Source organism: Candidatus Babeliales bacterium, from assembly GCA_035288105.1.
In the GTDB taxonomy this organism is placed as follows: Bacteria; Babelota; Babeliae; order Babelales; family Vermiphilaceae; genus SOIL31.
Map to the genome: position 1 here is coordinate 1 of DATEAY010000032.1, position 15621 is coordinate 15621.

The following is a 15621-nucleotide window of genomic DNA, read 5'->3' on the forward strand; positions in this document are numbered from 1 at the left end:
GAGTACGGTTTTTGTCAATAAAAAAGGCTATAAAAATAAATAAAGAGGCATTGTATGGTTGATTATTTTGTTGGAATAATAAAAGATGCACAAGATCAGGAAATTATCCTTGATGTGGGCATGATTGGCGTTAGTTTACAGGTGCCGCAGAGCAGAAGTTTCGAAAAAGGCGTGCAAATCAAAGTGTATAGCTATGTACATTGGAATGCAGAAAATGGTCCCAGTTTGTTTGGTTTTTCGCTCCCCTTGGACAGATCAATTTTTAAAGTAATAATCAGTTGTTCAGGTATTGGCCCCAAAATAGCACTCGCAATATTGGCCGATTTGGGTTCTCAGAATTTTTTACATGCCGTTTCAGCGGGTGATGATCAAATACTCAGTAAAGTTAATGGGATCGGCAAAAAAAAGGCTGAACAAATTATTGTGCAATTAAAGCACAAAGTGGCAAATCTTATTGAATCAGGTACGGTGGATGTGAGTGAGATGAAAGATGTTTCGCACTTCCACGATGTTTCTTTGGCGTTGCAGTCATTAAATTATTCGCGTACAGAAATTGGCAGGGCAATGGAGTATGTAAGAAAGAATATAAAAACAGACAATGTGACGTTTGATGTTTTACTGCGCCAAGCACTTTCATATTTATCAAAACAGATGTAAAAAAAGCCCAGATTTTATGCTGGGCTTTTTTATTATGCAAAAATAATCTTACTCTGTATCGTCATCGTTATTGTACCAATCATCTTCTTCATCAGTGTTATATGATTTGTACTTTTTGTATGCTACGTATGAAATACCAGCAACTGTTGTTGCAATCAGAAGACGATTAATGCCGAGAGAGTGTGCTTCAATAACGGTGCCTTTAAAGCATTCAAGATTTGTGATGTGTGCAAATGAACAGCCTGCAAGAAAATCAGCAAATTGGCCAGCCGTTATCGCCGTAAAGACAAAAGGGGTTGCCAATTTTGACAACAGGCCTATTTTTTCTTTTTGCGGGGTCGTTTTATTTGTATCCTCTGGAGTTTTTTCTTCAGGTAAGTCTATGCCAGCTTGAGCTGCAAGTTCTGTCCATCGCTTTTTAAATGCGGGATTATTATATGTTCCCGGTAAACGAGACCCTATTTTTTCTGCAGCATCAATATCATGATTGAGTTCTTGTTTTTTGAGTACAACTTGTTCCTCGTCTTTAGTTTGTTTTGTAACAGTTGCTATCTCATTATTAAGAGCTTGTCCCTTAAGAGACTCCGTTTTGAGTTGTCTATCTAACTCTTCTATTTCTTTTTGTAGTATTTCTGCTTCTGAAAGACCTACCCATTGTTTTCTTAGCTCGTCGGTGATATACGAAAGTCCGCTATCAAGCCTTTTGACAACAAGACCCACAGTCTGCTTAGTAGCTTCTTGTTCTACGTATCCACGAGGACTGTTTACTCGCGCTTGAAGTTCTTGTGCTTCTTTGTCTCTATCAGCCTTTTTTTCCCAATAATTTTTTTTTGCTTCTTGATATTCTTCTTTAGGTGTTTTTTCTTTTACTTTTGGTTCGTTATCCATTGAATGCAGAGCAACTGTTGAAAAGATTCCTATCACGGATAGCAGGAGTAAATTTTTTTTTATAATCACTTATTTTCCTTCTCTAGATGTCTTTTTAGTTTTCTTTGTATTGTCTTGTCATAGTGGGTTGCTCTTCTTTGCAAATCAGTTTTGTATTGTTTGCACATTTCTAATTCAGTATTGAGGAAGTTTTGATTGCTGTTGAGGATATCTACGTTGTTATGTAATGTGGCTATATTGTTTTGAACAACAGTATTTTTTGGATATCGGGTCATTATCAGTCTGTCTGAGATTAAGGTGAAGATGGTTTCAACAGTATTACTGATGAAGGAATGTAATAATTCTTGTTGTGCTTGCCCGAGATTGTGTGCCAGTACTATAGTGGGAATTGAGCAATTTTGCATCATTTGAGTTTCTATTTCAAGTTTATCTTTTTTTTCAAGAATTTTGACTCGCTTTATATCTTCAGGGGTTGCCTGTTTTACTTCTACTTTTGCTCGATGTACTTCGGCATATGCGTCATTCGCGACTTTAAGAATTTCCTCAAACACATTGTTGCTGCTGACTTTATCACTATGGGTCAAGAGAGCAATTTTAAAATAATTTTTTTTATCTTTGGACAGTTCAGCGACTTCTTTTTTGATTTGCTCTATAACCACATCGGATGTATTGGCAGTGACATCACTGATAGCTTTTTCAAGCTTATCGAAACGTGGATCAGTCATAGGAGTAATGTTAGAAGAGATAAAAAAACATAAGAATGATATTATCAAGATTTTTTTATGCATGGTGACTTTTTTCACTATCGTTTGCTCCAAATTTTTTAAGCAATTTTGCTTCTATTTCATTTTCGATTTCTTTAGATTTAATATTAAGTTGTGCTTGTTCAGCACGTTCTTTTTTTAGTGTTAATTCTAGTTCTAATTCTTTTTTTCTGTTGAGCAGTTGAGCAACCTTAAGTTCATCAATTATTTGTTGGCGTTGATTATTAAGAAAGGCTATTCCTTCTGGGTCTTTTTTCGTCATAAGGGCTGCTTGTAGGGCTACATTTTTTGCTGCTAAAACCGCTCCAAGCGACGCTATATCGCCTGATGAAAGAGAGTCAGTGTTCTTCGATGGAGTTACGATAAATTCTTTTATGGATAAATCACCAAATTCAAATATGCTATCACACTCGTAAGTAAGCTCTATGGTTAGATCAAGAAAGCCGTTGGAGTTCACCGGTGTCAAGAGAGTAAACAGTAAAGCAATACAAGATAGTATACGTTTCATTATTCTTCTATTAATTTTGCAGCAAGCCAAGTTTCTTTTTCTTTCATGACCATATCAGTACTTTCTGTGTAGTGGTCATAACCAAGAAGGTGGCAGATGCCGTGGCACAATAATGTGCGCAAGTGTTCATTGATAGTTTTATTCTCTTGTTCACACAATTCTTTGATGTATTCAAGTGAAATAATTAGATCGCCCACATTTCTATCATCTTCTGTTTCGGCTGTAATTGCTTGTCCAGCTTCCAAATCTGGGTGGAATGGAAATGATAAAATATCGGTAGGTTCATCTTTGCTGCGAAAATCACGATTAAAGCATTGAATTGCTTGATTATCAGTTAATAAAATACCCAGGTCAAAATCTGCATATCCCATCAATCCTAAGATCGTTTGGGCATCTTTTTCAAATTGCTGCATATTGAGGGTGGTGATGCATTCTTCGTTATTTATATTAACCATTTTAACCCCGCGTTACGATTCTCTTCACACGGGGACCCCCAAAGGGACAAAGCGTGTGGGATTGAACAGTGTGTACTACAACTACATTTTCAGTATCGACTAAAAATGGGTAAAAATCAAGTTAGATAAACGTTTTTTGCCCTATTCCAGGATTATCTGCGCATGCCATGCTTCGTCAACTTGAGTCAGTTGTGAGCTCTGGTTGCTATATTCTTTGTAAGCGACGGTTGTTGCTTGTGTAACTCCACGAATAAGCTGATCGTGTTGCGCAAGAGCATCGCAAAGATCACTATTTTGAGCAAAAACATGCATTGTAGCAATGGGGGTCTTAAGCGAAAGTTGTTGTTCAGATTTAAGCTTGCGTACCTGAGCTGCTATCGCAATCACGTTGTTCATTGTATCGGCTTCATTTTCAAAAATATAAGGAATTTGTACGTTTTGATAGCGGGTTTGATGTATGGAGCGTATTTCTTCGTGTTTCCTATAAAGCTCCTGATACAGTGTTTCTGTTACATGCGGCAAGTATGGTGCATAGAGTTGCAGTATACGCAATCCTGCATGGTAGAGTGCCCAACGAGTTGCAGAAACTTCTTTTTCGCTATAGTGCTCAGGGTTAAATAGCTGGTTTTTAATCAGCTCTAGGTAGTTATCACAGAAATCATTCCAGAAGAATTGTTCTATTGCGTCAAGAGCTAGCCCAAATTCTTGTTGTTCAAAATAGTGCTGATATTTTGCAAAGCATGCCGAAAGAGTGTGCAGGATCCACTTGTTAATCGCACCGATTTCATCGGGTGCGGTAGTAGTTTCAGTAAATTCAGCTAAATGCGGTTCGGCAAAGCGAAATGCGTTCCATAGCTTGGTGATCAGTTTTTGACCAACAGCAAGTTGTTCTTCTGAAAACATCATATCCTGGCCAAGTCGCCCTGAAGCCGTCCAGTAACGAATAGCATCAGCAGGGTATTTCTGTAACAATACCATGGGGTCCATGGTATTAGCATCTTTTTTGGAGAGCTTTTCTTTTTTATCACTCAGCACGTGGCCGGAAATTACAATGTCTTTCCATGGCGCAATTCCATGATGCATCCATGTTTTTACAATGGTATCAAAGGCCCAAGTACGAATAATATCATGTGCTTGTGGGCGCATGCTCATAGGGAGAAATTCCAGAACTTGTTTATCGTTGAAACACCCTTCGATACATTCTACTTCGCTGTGAAGCTTCGTAGAACACTCAGGGCGAGCGGAGTTGGAATGATTAATTTTTTCAGATTTTGATTCTGTTGATAGGCTCTCTTCCGCTCGTCCTGAGTGCCCCGAAGGGGTGTATCGAAGGATGGCGGAATTCTGAGAGGACTTGAATAAATTGTAGCAAATGTATGGTGTTAGTGATGATGTATTCCACGTGTCCATAACATCTGTATCAGGTTTAATATTAGTGCTGCCGCAATCGGTGCATGGACCGTTATACGGAACTTCTTGTGGATCAATTGGTAGCTGATCAGCATTAGCAAGTAATATTTTGCCACAATCTTGGCAGTGCCATGCAGGGAATGGAATGCCATAAAAACGCTGGCGGGATATTCCCCAATCCCACGCAAGATTTTCTACCCAATCATTGTAGCGAGATTTCATAAACGCTGGGTGCCAGGTAACTTCATTGGCAACATCTAAAAAGTTTTGCTTATACGGTAAAATAGAAATAAACCATTGTGGAAGTATCGTAAATTCGATTTCTTTTTTGCAGCGCTCGTGAACGTTTACTGAATGCGAAATCGCTTGTTGGCGTATCAAAAGATTATTTTCACGTAATTTTTCGATAACTGCCGTACGAGCATCAGTAACTTTTAGACCATTAAGAAATCCAGCGATATCGGTTAACTTACCATTTAAACCAATAACTTGGCGATAAGGAAGATTATGTTTTTTGTACCAGATGATGTCTGTTTTATCACCAAACGTACAAACCATAACCAGGCCGCTGCCTTTTTCAATTGAAACCAAGTCATCTTCCAGCAATGGTACGGTTTGACCAAACAGAGGCACGATTGCTTTTTTGCCGCGCAAATGAGAATAGCGAGTATCATTGGGATTGCATAAAACAGCAACACATGCGGGAAGCAATTCTGGACGAGTTGTTGCGATAGTTAAGTCGTTTCCATCGCTGTCCTTAAAAACGATATCATTAAAGAGTGATGGTAGTTCTTGATCATCAAGTTCTGCTTGTGCAACGGAAGTGCGACAGGTGGTGCAATAGAGAGCAGGTTCTTGTTTGCGATAAATATAATCTTTTTTGAACAATTCAATGAAAGATTCTTGTGAAATTTTACGTGAATCATCAGATATTGTTGAATAAACGGCGTCCCAGTCAGCGGAGAGTCCCATTTTTTGCCATAATTTTTTAAAAGTTTCAGCGGCATCAAGAGATTCTTGTATGCACAGGGCGATAAATTCTGAGCGGGACATTTCGTGTCCGCGAATATTACGTTTTTTTTCAACATATCGTTCTGTTGGAAGACCGTTGTCATCAAAACCAAAAGGATAGAACACAGAAAAGCCATTCATGCGCTTGTAGCGTGCAATGATATCGGTTTGTGTATACGAAAAGATGTGACCAATATGTAATGTTCCAGAGACAGTTGGAGGAGGAGTATCTATGCTAAACAATTTTCCTGGATTGTTTTCTGCTTTATACGTTTTGTCTGTCTCCCATTGTTGCTGGGCTGCAGTTTCGCATATCTGGTGGTCGTATCTTTTTTCCATGATGACTCTAGGTTAAACAAATGTTCTTGAGTTTTTTAATGTATACCCTTCGATACATTCTCCTGCGGAGAACACTCAGGGCGAACGGAGAGAGAGATTTGAATTAATTTTTTATTCCGCTCGCCCTGAGTGCCCCGTAAGGGGCGTATCGAAGGGTTAAACACTCCTTAGTATATACCGTTTCCATGTAAGCATCTAGTTTTAGCCACTTGTCCTTCGTAGCTCGTCAGAGCAAATAAGCTTGCCATTTGACCCATAAGTTAATTCGGGGTAGACTTTTTATGTTATTATTAATTAATTTTATGAGTTTACGGTCATTATGATTACATTACACACAGCCGAAATGTTTATTAGTATCATTACGTTTTTTATTGCTTATCTTGTAGTTATTACTATTTCAAATGTGTTTCGCACATGGGTGGCATATAAAATGGGTGATGCTACCGGAGTGCGCTTGGGATTTCTTACATTGAATCCAATGCATCATATTGATCCGATTGGACTCTTTTTTTTGTTCATGTTTTATTTTGGTTGGGGACGGATGGTGCCCATTAATCCACTACTTATTAGTGAGCCACATCGTGCATTAAAACTCGCAGCAGCGTATCTTTCGGATTCATTTATGCATCTTGTACTGAGCATAGTAGGCATTATTGCATTGTTGGCTATTTTTGATGTAAATATTCTTTCAGTAATGCGATATATGGTGTTAACGTACAATGTTTCGCATCTTCCTATTGCAAATATGTATCCACACATTTCGTCATTTGTTGTTTCTGTTGGATTTATTGTGTTTGCTTTTGTATATCTTAATGTGGTGCTGGGGGTTTTGAATTTTATTATTAACTTCAGTAATTGTTTGCTTTTTATTCTTGCAGACCGTTCTGATAAAGTTGCTCAGTATGCAAATTATATAACAATCGGATTGCCTATTTTCCTCATTTTGTTTTTTTCCCCATTATTACGATTGTTATCAGTGCATTTGATTTCATATATAGGTCTTATGATTGCTCACGTGGTAGGCATTGCCGGATAGCAATAATCCGTTTACCCTTCGATACACCCCTTACGGGGCACTCAGGGCGAGCGGAAAATAGAAATACAAATTATCTCCTCCGCTCGCCCTGAGTGTTCTCCGCAGGAGAATGTATAGAAGGGTCATGGCGAATGGGTTAGCTATAGGATTTAATACGTTATGATGAGTGAAATGGACAAAATAGAGCAGTTAACTGCAGGGACAGTAAATATTTATTCTGAAAACGAACTTGTTGCTGCAATAAAAAGTGGTAAAAAACTTAAAGTAAAACTTGGAGCTGATCCCACAGCTCCTGATTTACATTTGGGGCATACGGTTGTTTTTTCAAAATTAAAACAATTTCAAGATCTTGGGCATGAAGTTATTTTTTTAATTGGTGATTTTACTGCACAAATTGGTGATCCTACAGGACGTGATAAAACACGACCGCCATTAACAGAAGATGTAATCAATCACAATTTGCAATCCTATTTTGATCAAGTAGGTAGAATTTTAGATGCTACAAAAATAACGGTGGTCTACAATTCCCACTGGCTTGGCAAGTTAACAAGTGCCGATTTAGTGAGCTTACTTGCTAAAGTAACACTTGCGCGCATTATAGAGCGTGATGATTTTGAAAAACGTATTAAAAATAACGAATCAATTGGTATGCATGAACTATTATATCCAATATTCCAAGCCTATGATTCTATTGTGCTGCAAGCTGATGTTGAATTGGGTGGAACTGACCAAACATTCAATGTGTTAATGGGGCGATTTTTGCAGGAGCATTTTGGACAAAAAGGACAAATTGCAATCACCATGCCATTGCTTATTGGCTTAGATGGTGTGCATAAAATGTCCAAATCTTTGGGCAATTATGTTGGTTTAAATGAATCTGCAGCACAAGCGTTTGGCAAATTGATGTCCATATCTGATAATCTTATGTGGCATTATTTTTTGTTGCTGCTCAGTAAAACTTCTCAGCAGATTAGTGAAATGCAGTCAGCAGTTACTGCTGGTACTTTACATCCAATGAACTTAAAAAAAGATATGGCACAAGCGATTGTTGCACGGTTTTGGTCGGCTGATGAAGCAGTAACTGCGCGTAATCAGTTTGAAGCATTGTTCCAGAGCCGTGATTATTCGCAAGCAGAACAAGTAGAATTGCCGCATGGTTTTGCTAATCCTGTGTGGATAGTAGAATTGCTTAAAGTTTTGGGTGCGGTAACAACATCTTCAGATGCAAAGCGGTTGATTGAATCTGGTTCTGTGCACATGAATGATGAAGTTGTTACTGATTTTAAAGCAGTTATAAACTGGCAATCAGGTACAATTATTAAAGTTGGCAAACACCGTATTTATAAAATTAAGTAAGCGCCTGATTTTATGGATAACGTTGTTAAATGTGGATTTTTATTAATTAATAAGCCGGTTGGTATGAGTTCCTATGGATGCATTGGCTACATCAAAAGAATTCTGTTACATCAAGGCAACGGCGTAACAGTGCGCCAAAAAATTAAAATCGGCCATGCAGGGACGCTAGATCCTTTTGCTTGTGGGTTATTGATTATTGCTCTTGGTCGTGAGGCTACGTGTCTTCTTTCGCGTGTTATGGTTATGGAAAAGACATATGTTGCAACAGGTAAATGTGGCGAATTAACTGATACGCTCGATTATACTGGCACGGTTGTAGCAACATCGGATAAAATTCCAACAAAACAGGAGTTGCAACAAGCGTTAGACTCTTTTGGCTCTTCTTATGAACAAATTCCTCCTCTGTATTCTGCGTTAAAATATCAGGGAAAACCGTTATACTTGCTGGCGCGCAAAAAAATGATGAACGAACAGCAGTTGCAGGAAATAGCTGATAATAAACGCAGAATTGTTCAATTGTATGATAAACAACTTTTATCGTATGAATCTCCCTTTTTTACTATTCAAGCACGTGTTTCTTGTGGTACGTATATTCGTACTCTGGTCAATGATATTGCAATTCGCGCAGGTAGCTGTGCAACAACATATCAGCTTGCTCGTACAGCAATAGGGCCATTCAATCTTGATCAGGCAGTAGATTTGCAATCAATTGAAAGTATTGATGATATTAATGCTCGTATTATTCCAATTGATAACTTCTTTTTATAAAAATCATTGAGTTTTGTTTTTTATTTTTATTATATTAATTACTAGTAGTAATATATGGACATATAGTGTCCTTTTATAAAAAGGAGGAAGGGGGAAGTTGTGAAGAAGATAATGAGTATAATGTTTATTGCAATTGCTCTGTGGATGAGTACTGTTGATGCTCGGAGTGTAGCAGGAGAGGCTGCTTTAGCACAAGAAGAAGCTAAGCAGGCTGAACGTGATCAGTTAGATGCTCGACCATTGGCGGAAATTGTATCGCCTGCGAACAAAAAACCAGATAGATTTACACAAACAGAGGCGCATTTGTTTTTGAAACCGATAAGAGATCTTATTGCAAAGAATTATCCTGATACTGAACCTTACTTGGATGTGATAGCAACGGTGATAGCTAATGAGGCTGAACATAAAGATACCCATTACGCTTTCTATAATACTACATCAAACTCGTGGCGGTTGGCTCAGGATCTTTACACTCGTCTCTATGCATATCAAAATCCAGAAAAGGCACCCTCAAGAGAATTTAAGTTTTTGAGATTTAGTGATGAAGCTGTTGATATGACAGCACAGAGCTTTTTAGTGAACGAGTTGAAAGAAAAAGGGCTTGTTGATGATAATACCGACACAAAATTTATTATGTTATCAGTTAATCTAGCTTTATTTGGCAATGTAGGTTTTCCAGGCGAGTGTTCCTGGGAATATTTTATGCATCCACAGTCACATGCGAAGCCTATTCGTATAATATATGAGAAAATGATGGATCGATTTGGTTTATCACACAAGCATATTGATGAATTAATGTCTCTTGTTGATATATATGACACCAAAGAAGATACTATTGTTCAAATTCTTGTTCCTATAGGAAAAGTTGATGAAATTGGTTATTTGGCATGGGTAAAAGGTATCCCTGCCCATGGAGAAACTATTGCTTGGATTTTGAGTCATGCAAAATCTAAAGGTTTCATGAGAGGGATAAAACCGACTATGGAAAAATTAACGGAACAGTTTGCTGAAGAGCAAAGGAAAAACCCACTGTTCAGACATATGTTGAAAGACATTCAGGCTGGCGATTTTAGTTTGGATGCTTTTTTAAAAGTTTATCGTAATAAACCATGGGATGTTAAAGAAATTAATGACGTAACGGCCCGTTTGTTGTTTACGCCTGGTGTACTACTTAATCCGGCATCCGGTGTTAAATTCTTTAGATTTTCGACAGTTCATAAAGATAAATTAAAAAGATATAACACTGAACTAAACAGGATTATCGCAAAAATGATTGCTGAAAAAGATGCGGCGCAAGGGGTGGGCAAGGTGCAGATTATACCTCAAAAAACACCTGCTGAAAGTATGCCGCAAAAAGCTCGTCCTGCAGCTCCACAAAGAGGGCGTGCTGTACCAGCAGGTAGGTAAAGCTTAGTTAATAGTATTAAAAGGAAAGAAGGCAAAAATGAATAGAAAAGCTTTTTTAAACATAATACTTGTGGCTTTTTGTATGAATTTTTGTCTTCTTTATCCACGAAGTGTTGTAGATCCTATCCCACAAAAACGGTCTACGTCTGGGAAGGTTGCGGATAAAAAAATTGTTGTTGCTAAAGAAAAAGTAGTACCAGCAGTTAAAGCGCCAAAGAACGCTCCTCCCGTGTTGCCTAAGCCTAAAGTTAAATTATCATTAGAAGATATCCATTCTATGGCGTTGCAGCAAAAACCAATAGTGCAAGGCGGTTCGACAACAAGATCTAAATCTATTATTCCTGCTGAATTAACAACCGATCTTTTTACCCAATCACAAGCGCATATGTCAGTTCCTGAAGTTAAAAAATTAATTGCTGCTACGTATAACACAAAACCATATGAAAAGCTTATAGCTGCGGTTTTGGCTCGTGAAAAAGAATATGCAAACGATTATGTTTTTTATCATGGTGTTGATAATATTTGGCGTGTTCCACAAGATTTGTACACGCGACTATATGCTCACTTTAATTCATTATCCGCAAACTCAATTAAAAATTTTATATTTCTACGTTTTGAAGATGTTCATGGACCATCATCAGTGCAAGAGTTTTTAGTGACTAAGCTCAAAGAAGGTGGCTTGATGAACGATCACCCAATGGGTTTGTTCCTTATTGCTGCCAATTTAGCTCTTTTTGGCAATGTTGGAGTGCAACCTGAATGTACATGGCAATATTTTATAAAATCTCGAGGGCACACCAATCCTACTCGTGTTACGTACGAAAAAATTATGGATAGTTTTAGTTTAACACATAAACATATCAATGAGCTTATGTCGCTTGTTGATTTGTATCAAACAAAAGAGCAAACGATACTACAGATATTTGTTCCAAAAGATAAGGTCGATAGAATTGGATACTTGTCATGGATCAGGGGTATTCCTGCTCATCAAAAAACAATGAATATTGTTTTGCGTAGCGTGGAAAATAAAACATTTGAAAAAACCGCGCCAGCAATAGCTCACTACACTAAGCTGTTTAAACAAGAGCAGGAAAGTAACCCTATATTTAAAAATTTAATAGAGCGTGTTAAAGCTGGTGAGTTCAGCTTAAGTTATTTTCTTAATTTTTATCGTAATAGACCAAATGAAATTGAAGGTATTAATAGCTTTCAAGCACGTCTTATTTTTACACCAGATGTTCTTTTGAATACATTTTCTGGAGTGAAAATATTTCGCTATTCAATGGCTACACCTGAACAATTAAAAAAATATCAGCAGAAGTTTGACATGATTATTAATAAGATTATTGCTGAAAAAAAACAATAGTTACTCGTAGTAATTAATAAAGGCTCCAAGATATTCTTGGAGCCTTTTACTATTTATTCTAATGTTTTTTCAATTTCATTAAATATTCGAATGATATGCTCATCTTTGAGTGCTTGCATACTTTTTTGATTAAAGTGTAAAGGGTGGGCTTCAATTTTATCCGTGAATATTTCCTTTAAGTCTTTTAATAATTGTTTTTTTTCATCGTTACTATACGTAGAGAGATATCCATCTAAAAAAGGCTTAAGAGTTATATTAAGAAACGTACCTGGTTTTATGTCAGCAATTAATTCTTTAAATTCATATCGCGTCTTATCGGTTGAGAAATGAGGGAAAAAGAGTCGTACAAAATCGATGACTGGCTTTTTCAAATTTCCAAAAGATCGTACCATCGTTTCATTATCAATAAAGGTAAAGTGTCCCATTTTTTCGTCATAAAAGATGTTGTGACAGTGTAAATCTCCATGGGCTACTGTATTGCCAAGTTTTCTTCCTGGTGCAGGCTTCATAAAGCGTTTATGAAAATTACTTAATTCCTGTCCCAATATCCGATACGCTTTTTTTAATCGAGCTGCATTTTGAGGTGTTTGTTTTTTGCTAAATTCGGTAATTAATTCACACAATACCATACCATCAGCTGCTGGCATTGTTGCTATATAATGAATATTTTGTTTATGTGGATGATAAGAAAAATAAAAAAATGGTAGTGATATGGTTGGAAAACCTTTTTGAACTTTTGGTGCGATAATACTTTCCATACCAGGATAAACTTCTATTTTTTTAAGATTGGTTGATTCTTCGAGACCCTTTTTGGACTCCTTAACAATATAGAGGTAATTTTTTGATGGTGTGACGCATGTTGAAGTTACTAAAAAGAGCTGTACTGTATTATAACCACTTCCAGCACCAAGAGTTTTGACGTTTAAACATTCTTTTTTACTAAATGCTTTATCTTTCAATTTTTCTTCTGCATATGCCTGTGCTAATATCGAAGACAATAAACTGTCTGTAAGTGTTCCTTTGGGTCCGAGCAGTTTAAAATCAAATTTCATTTTATGTACGACGGTTGTAGTGCCATACAGTTTATCTAAAAAATCATCTGAAGTCATATTGGATGCGTTATATTTTTTCTTTATATTCGCAATAGAGGAAGCGTTGCATTGTTTTGCTTCGTTAATACAATGATTGATAACCTGATCTCCTGTCTCGTCTTTTCCAAAACGACCTTCACCGTACGACAAACAACATTCACAAGCATCATCTTGATCATTATTCCATTGCTTCAGATCACAATTTTGTTGACTAGTAACAACTTTTACACGTTTGTCGATATTTAGAATTTCAGGATCACCATTTTTCGACTCATTTCTTTTATGTTTTTCCGGTGCAGGTATTATTGCAGGCTGTTGTGCTGGCGCAGGCACTACTGCAGTTTGTGGTTGTATGGGCTTAGCTACTATTGGTCCATCTTGTCTGCTTTCAATGTTAATAAAAAATAATGGTAACAAGATTAAAAAAAACTTTTTATACATTTTATACAAATGACTTAAGCAGTCGTTTACAAATAAGCGCATTTTTCCCCCTTTTTATAAGACTTATTATGATATATATTCATTGCCATACTATTTGAATTTTAGTATATAAAACAAGACTTCAGTAAAAAGTTTTTTTGTTAGACAGGCTTTTCGCTCATTGATTAGCAGCAGTGTCGATGATGAGTTTTTTCTTTATAAATGCCAAGAGCTAAATCTTTTTTATCCTGAATTTGTTTGATAAATCTTTTGATGTAGAAAAGATGGTTATAAAATTGGGCAAAATCTGTTTGAAAGTCTATGTTGCCATTGAGCACAAGTATTGGTAGATGTTCAAATTCTTTTGGGCTATTTTTGTTTTCTATAAAAAGCTGTTCTTTTTCAGCGTATATTTGTTTGATGTGTTCCAGGCTGATTGATAATTCTGTTTCGAGTGCACGTTTTTGTATTCGAGTATATGCTATTTCTGGAGATACTCTCAGATAAATTATCCCATCAAGGTGACCGTGGTCATGATCGTTACATGAAATGTGGTTATTGCTTGCCTTACGAAGCTTTAGCGAAGTAGGGAGCCAGTTTTCGTACATTACGACGGTGCATGAACTGTTTTCCTCGTGCATGCGTGCTAAAAATGCTGATACATCTGAGCCAATGGTGCCATCAAGAATAAGCATACTTTTATCTCACAAAAATAAAAAATGTTCTACTTTAAGTATAAAAAAAGTTAGGGTTTAACGCTAATGTTTCTTTAAAGGGTGAGAATCCGAGTAATATTAGGGTTAATCCCCGTGATAATTTCTCGTACATTTTTTATTTCCGCACTCTGTGCAAGGTTGTGAGCGTTAATATGAGCAGCTGCGCCAAGCAATGTTACTTCATCGCCAGTTATTGTCTCAATATCGGTTACATCAACAATGGTCATATTCATGGCAACGCGCCCAATTATTGGAGCATACGATCCGTTAATCATGACCGATGTTTTATTGGAAAATCTAAAATCATACCCATCATAATAACCAATTGGTAGCAGTGCAATGCGTGTTATTCTTTGTGTTATAAAACTACCGGTATAACTAATGCGCGAACCAGCAGGGACTGTTTTTATGTTGGATATGTATGTTTTCCAGGTCATAACTGGTTTTAAATGAGCTTTATCTTGTCCAAGGCCATATACGCCAAGACCTATGCGGAAAAAATTGAAGTGTTGTGGGTACTGGACGGTCGAAATGCTTGCGGTGTTACTCATGTGAATATGAGTAGGTAAACTGTTATTCTGCTGCAACTGTGCAAGTATATTGTTATATTCTTCTAATTGATGCGCTGTAAACTCGGGATTGGTGTCTGATGCAGAAAAATGGCTGTAGATACCGGCTATATGGATATAATCAAGTCGTTGTAGTTCTTGAATAAACGTATGTGCCTCACTCACTAAAACTCCCATTCGAGACAATCCTGTATCTACTTTTACGTGTACATTGAACTGATAAGAATGTTTTTTCCCTATGTTATTCAGGGTGTGGGCATACTCAAGATGGTCCACCATAAGGTGGATGTTTTTATTCACAGCGTATTCCGGGCTTACATCACTATAGCCAAGAACTAGGATAGGCTTAGAGATGTTTTGCAGGGCAAGGGCTTCTGATAGCTGAGCAACACATATCCAGTCAACAAGGTTATTCTGTTGGCATAGCAAGGCTATGTGTTGTAATCCATGACCATATCCATTGCCTTTGATGACCACTGCGAGGTTGTTTTGGCGTCCGATTCTATTTTTATAGTAGGCGGCATTGTGATTGAAGGAGCTGGTACTGACTTCTACGAATGTTGTGGGCATGGTTGTGGAGGTGATGTGAGTTGACTCAGGAGGTGTTAGCACTTGGTTTTTGTGTGGTGTCATTGTGCTTTTTAATTCTTTACTGATTTTTGTTCAAAAAACGAGGCTATGTCAGTTTCAGTTTTTTTAGATACAGCGATTGCAATAGTCAAATTAAATAATTCATCCATTGTGGAATTGACTGAAATATCATTGAGCTTCAAAAAGAAAAGAGCAGAAGCTATTCCCGTTCGTTTGTTACCGTCAAGAAAGGGATGATTTTTCGTGATTGCGTACGCATATGCGGCTGC

At 37.2% G+C, this 15621-nt stretch carries 15 protein-coding genes; 6 read left to right on the forward strand and 9 right to left on the reverse strand.

Features of this window, described 5'->3' with window-relative positions; all coding sequences use genetic code 11:
• Window positions 1-54: 54 nt before the first annotated feature.
• Window positions 55-657 (forward strand): Holliday junction branch migration protein RuvA, encoded by a 603-nt coding sequence (gene ruvA, locus VJJ26_01620; protein HLC06863.1) that lies wholly within the window; start codon window positions 55-57, stop codon window positions 655-657.
• Window positions 658-705: 48 nt separating this feature from the next.
• On the opposite strand, the gene VJJ26_01625 is transcribed toward ruvA, so the two are convergent.
• From VJJ26_01625 to VJJ26_01645, 5 genes are all read right to left on the reverse strand, one after another.
• Window positions 706-1614, reverse strand: coding sequence for a hypothetical protein (locus VJJ26_01625; protein HLC06864.1), 909 nt, complete (start codon window positions 1612-1614; stop codon window positions 706-708).
• A complete protein-coding gene (locus tag VJJ26_01630; protein HLC06865.1) occupies window positions 1611-2333 on the reverse strand; it encodes a hypothetical protein in 723 nt (240 codons plus the stop codon). The genes VJJ26_01625 and VJJ26_01630 overlap by 4 nt, the downstream gene beginning before the upstream one ends.
• Window positions 2326-2817: a hypothetical protein gene (locus VJJ26_01635; protein ID HLC06866.1), complete on the reverse strand. Its 492-nt coding sequence runs from the start codon at window positions 2815-2817 to the stop codon at window positions 2326-2328. The genes VJJ26_01630 and VJJ26_01635 overlap by 8 nt, the downstream gene beginning before the upstream one ends.
• A complete protein-coding gene (ybeY, locus tag VJJ26_01640) occupies window positions 2817-3272 on the reverse strand; it encodes an rRNA maturation RNase YbeY (protein ID HLC06867.1) in 456 nt (151 codons plus the stop codon). The genes VJJ26_01635 and ybeY overlap by 1 nt, the downstream gene beginning before the upstream one ends.
• Window positions 3273-3413: 141 nt before the next feature.
• Window positions 3414-6032, reverse strand: a complete 2619-nt coding sequence (locus VJJ26_01645) for a valine--tRNA ligase (GenBank protein HLC06868.1) — start codon at window positions 6030-6032, stop codon at window positions 3414-3416.
• 319 nt (window positions 6033-6351) lie between these two features.
• Here VJJ26_01645 and VJJ26_01650 point away from each other — a divergent pair, with 319 nt between their 5' ends.
• From VJJ26_01650 to VJJ26_01670, 5 genes are all read left to right on the forward strand, one after another.
• Window positions 6352-7068 (forward strand): hypothetical protein, encoded by a 717-nt coding sequence (locus VJJ26_01650; GenBank protein ID HLC06869.1) that lies wholly within the window; start codon window positions 6352-6354, stop codon window positions 7066-7068.
• 159 nt (window positions 7069-7227) lie between these two features.
• Entirely contained in the window at window positions 7228-8424 is a 1197-nt protein-coding gene (gene tyrS / locus VJJ26_01655) for a tyrosine--tRNA ligase (GenBank protein HLC06870.1), read from the forward strand.
• Window positions 8425-8436: 12 nt separating this feature from the next.
• Window positions 8437-9192, forward strand: a complete 756-nt coding sequence (gene truB, locus VJJ26_01660; GenBank protein ID HLC06871.1) for a tRNA pseudouridine(55) synthase TruB — start codon at window positions 8437-8439, stop codon at window positions 9190-9192.
• Window positions 9193-9291: 99 nt separating this feature from the next.
• Window positions 9292-10599, forward strand: a complete 1308-nt coding sequence (locus tag VJJ26_01665; protein HLC06872.1) for a hypothetical protein — start codon at window positions 9292-9294, stop codon at window positions 10597-10599.
• Between the two features lie 37 nt (window positions 10600-10636).
• A complete protein-coding gene (locus VJJ26_01670) occupies window positions 10637-11965 on the forward strand; it encodes a hypothetical protein (GenBank protein ID HLC06873.1) in 1329 nt (442 codons plus the stop codon).
• 53 nt (window positions 11966-12018) lie between these two features.
• Here VJJ26_01670 and VJJ26_01675 read toward each other — a convergent pair whose 3' ends face one another.
• The 4 genes from VJJ26_01675 to VJJ26_01690 all read right to left on the reverse strand — a co-directional run.
• The gene (locus VJJ26_01675) at window positions 12019-13539 is read right to left on the reverse strand and encodes a hypothetical protein (GenBank protein ID HLC06874.1); all 1521 of its coding nucleotides are present in this window, start codon (window positions 13537-13539) and stop codon (window positions 12019-12021) included.
• A 122-nt stretch (window positions 13540-13661) separates the two neighbouring features.
• Window positions 13662-14171, reverse strand: coding sequence for a deoxynucleoside kinase (locus VJJ26_01680; GenBank protein ID HLC06875.1), 510 nt, complete (start codon window positions 14169-14171; stop codon window positions 13662-13664).
• Between the two features lie 74 nt (window positions 14172-14245).
• Complete coding sequence (alr, locus tag VJJ26_01685; GenBank protein HLC06876.1) at window positions 14246-15394, reverse strand: alanine racemase; 1149 nt, start codon at window positions 15392-15394, stop codon at window positions 14246-14248.
• Window positions 15395-15402: 8 nt separating this feature from the next.
• Window positions 15403-15621: type II toxin-antitoxin system death-on-curing family toxin (locus VJJ26_01690; protein HLC06877.1), on the reverse strand; the 219-nt coding region annotated here is incomplete at its 5' end.

What these genes read in the sequence shown, in the direction of transcription:
- truB (HLC06871.1), top strand. Translation starts at nt 8,437, where the DNA reads ATGGATAACGTTGTTAAATGTGGATTTTTATTAATTAATAAGCCGGTT.
- VJJ26_01680 (HLC06875.1), bottom strand. Translation starts at nt 14,171, where the DNA reads ATGCTTATTCTTGATGGCACCATTGGCTCAGATGTATCAGCATTTTTA.
- VJJ26_01630 (HLC06865.1), bottom strand. Translation starts at nt 2,333, where the DNA reads ATGCATAAAAAAATCTTGATAATATCATTCTTATGTTTTTTTATCTCT.
- alr (HLC06876.1), bottom strand. Translation starts at nt 15,394, where the DNA reads ATGACACCACACAAAAACCAAGTGCTAACACCTCCTGAGTCAACTCAC.
- ybeY (HLC06867.1), bottom strand. Translation starts at nt 3,272, where the DNA reads ATGGTTAATATAAATAACGAAGAATGCATCACCACCCTCAATATGCAG.
- VJJ26_01670 (HLC06873.1), top strand. Translation starts at nt 10,637, where the DNA reads ATGAATAGAAAAGCTTTTTTAAACATAATACTTGTGGCTTTTTGTATG.
- VJJ26_01635 (HLC06866.1), bottom strand. Translation starts at nt 2,817, where the DNA reads ATGAAACGTATACTATCTTGTATTGCTTTACTGTTTACTCTCTTGACA.
- VJJ26_01650 (HLC06869.1), top strand. Translation starts at nt 6,352, where the DNA reads ATGATTACATTACACACAGCCGAAATGTTTATTAGTATCATTACGTTT.
- tyrS (HLC06870.1), top strand. Translation starts at nt 7,228, where the DNA reads ATGATGAGTGAAATGGACAAAATAGAGCAGTTAACTGCAGGGACAGTA.
- VJJ26_01675 (HLC06874.1), bottom strand. Translation starts at nt 13,539, where the DNA reads ATGCGCTTATTTGTAAACGACTGCTTAAGTCATTTGTATAAAATGTAT.
- ruvA (HLC06863.1), top strand. Translation starts at nt 55, where the DNA reads ATGGTTGATTATTTTGTTGGAATAATAAAAGATGCACAAGATCAGGAA.
- VJJ26_01645 (HLC06868.1), bottom strand. Translation starts at nt 6,032, where the DNA reads ATGGAAAAAAGATACGACCACCAGATATGCGAAACTGCAGCCCAGCAA.